Genomic DNA, 2,417 nt, shown 5'->3' on the forward strand with positions numbered 1-2,417 from the left:
GCGCCGACGCAGACCCCACGCTCGAGCCCCCCGGCGGCGGCACCGTCCCCGTCACCTCATCTGCCGGCCGCCTCGGCGCGGCCGCTATCAACGGCTCGGCCACGGACCGCACGACCAACGTTCCCGACAACGCCTACGTCGGAACCGTGCGCGGCGCGGGCCCCTACGATGCGGCCGACCCCGCCCAGTCCTCGGCCCCCCTCCAGGCCGGGACCGCCCAGCCCATGCTGGACGCCGCCGTCGCCTCGGGCGACTACTGGACCTACATCGCGCGTGGCCTGCCCGCCGCCAACCCCGTCGCCACCGGCGTCATCTCGCCGCAGAACACCAATGCCCTGGGGTACAAGCCCAACAACCCGGGCAACGTCCCCATCGGGAAGCCCTTCCTCCTGGGCACCGTGCGACACAACAACTTCCAGGTGCACTCGGCCAGCCAGTGGGTCCACTCGTCGATCGACGTCAACATCGGCGGCATCGAGGACTCCTTCCCCTTCGACCAGGAAGAGACCGAGGACGACACCGACACCACCGCGGCCCTGAGCGACGAGGGCGCCTACATGCTCGCCTCGCGCGCGAACGGGCCGACCTCGTGCCCCGCGAACGCGCCCTACGCCGCCCTCAACCGCGACGCCGGATCGGGCGTCTGGTACTGCTACCGCCACGTCGGCAAGGGCCGAGGCAACCGCGACATCTACACGAACAACCCGGCCGCCTACCCCGACGCCGCGGGCACGCCCGACCAGAGCCCCAACTCCGACGACGTCCTGACGATCTCGCGGACCACCTCGAACAAGACCGTCATGATCGACGGAATCCCGTACCGCCTCGTCATCGCCGGCTTCACTCCCAGCGGCGACGGCACCTGCCCGGACACGCCGCCAGACGGCGTCACCCCCGTCTCCACCTTCAGCTCGAAGGAAAACAAGACCTCCTACGGGTGCCTGTACGCCACCTTCAGCCAGGAGCGCTACATCCGCATCGCGAAGACCGTCACCCCGGAATCCGAGGTGATCGGCGGCAAGATCCCCTCCTTCAACTTCACGACGCTGGGCATCGGCGACTTCGTCTCGCCCACGGGCGAGCCCCTCAAGACCGCCGAGAACGCTGGCGGCTTCGTCGACTGGTCCTCCTTCGAGGACAGCCCCCTGACCCCCACGGGCTACGGCAAGGATGGCACCGTGACGTCGGGGTACCAGGCCTTCATCCCCGGCTACTCCCAGTTCGTCATCGCCGAGACCGGACCGCGCATCCCCGGGCGCCGCCCCCTGCGCTTCGGCGAACCCGGCTACTTCGGCCCTTGGAAGGTCTCCGACGACCCGAACTCCGCGCGCTGGGAGCTCACCGACATTAACTGTGTGAACGGCATCGGCGAGGCCGTCAACGTCACCCGCGACCCCATGACCGGCGGCATCGACTTCTCCGATGTGCCCCCGGCTAAGACCGCCGCCGCCGTGCCCATCACCTGCAACTTCACGATCCAGCAGCAGGCCCCCAAGCTGCGCATCGACAAGACCGTCGAAAGCGTCGAGGGCGCCTCGGGCGATACGATCACCGTCACCTACCGCGTCACCGCCACAAACGACGGCACCATCGCGGGCACGACCGGCCGCCTCGTCGACACCCCGGCCTTCGCGCCCGGCCTCACCCTGCGCTCCGCCGCGATTGCCACCTCTCTCGAGGGCCTGCGCGGCGCCCGAGAACAGAACCGCGCCGCCACCTACGTCCTCACCCAGGGCACCACCGTCGAACCCGGAAAGTCCGCGACCTGGTTCATCCGCATGAAGGTCGCCCGCGACAAGGCCGCCGCCGGATACAGCGAGGCCGCCCTTGAGTGCGTCCCCTCGAACGGGCGCCTCACCCCCAAGCGCGGCCTCTACAACTCCGTCGCCGGCCCCTACGACCACGACGGCGCCGCCAACAACGAAGCCTGCGCCCCCGCCCGCCCGCGCACCATCCGCATCGAAAAGGCCGGCACCCAGCCCGTCGGCACCGCCAACGAGGACGGCACCTACCCGCTTGAGGGCGCCGCCTTCGCCATCTACGACAACGAGGCCCTGACCGGTACCCCCGTCTCCACCTCCGACGGCGAATCGCAGTTCGTCACCGCGCCCCTCGAGACCGGCAAGAGCTACTGGCTCGTCGAGACCCGCGCCCCCGCCGGACACGTCCTCCTGCCCCGCGCCGTGCCCTTCCACATCGAGGTGGGCGCCGACGCCTCGGCCTCCACGGTGATCACCACCGACTTCGGCGCCGACGAGGGCTTCACCTCCGTGCGCGTCATCCCCGCGGCCGCGGGTACGGGCGCCGCCGCGCTGCCCGCCATCCGCGTCGTCGACACCCAGGTCGGCGTCCTGCCCAACTCCGGCTCCGCGGGCATCTACCCGCACCTCGGCCTCGGCGCCGCCCTCCTCGGCCTC

General features: G+C 70.6%; 1 protein-coding gene. It reads left to right on the forward strand.

Annotated features, from left to right (window positions below; genetic code table 11):
* A partial coding sequence (locus HMPREF1137_RS02150) for a SpaA isopeptide-forming pilin-related protein (RefSeq protein ID WP_007588393.1) occupies positions 1–2,417 on the forward strand: 2,417 nt, incomplete at both ends.

The organism is Actinomyces sp. ICM39 (genome assembly GCF_000282935.1).
GTDB classification, from domain to species: domain Bacteria; phylum Actinomycetota; class Actinomycetes; order Actinomycetales; family Actinomycetaceae; genus Pauljensenia; species Pauljensenia odontolytica_B.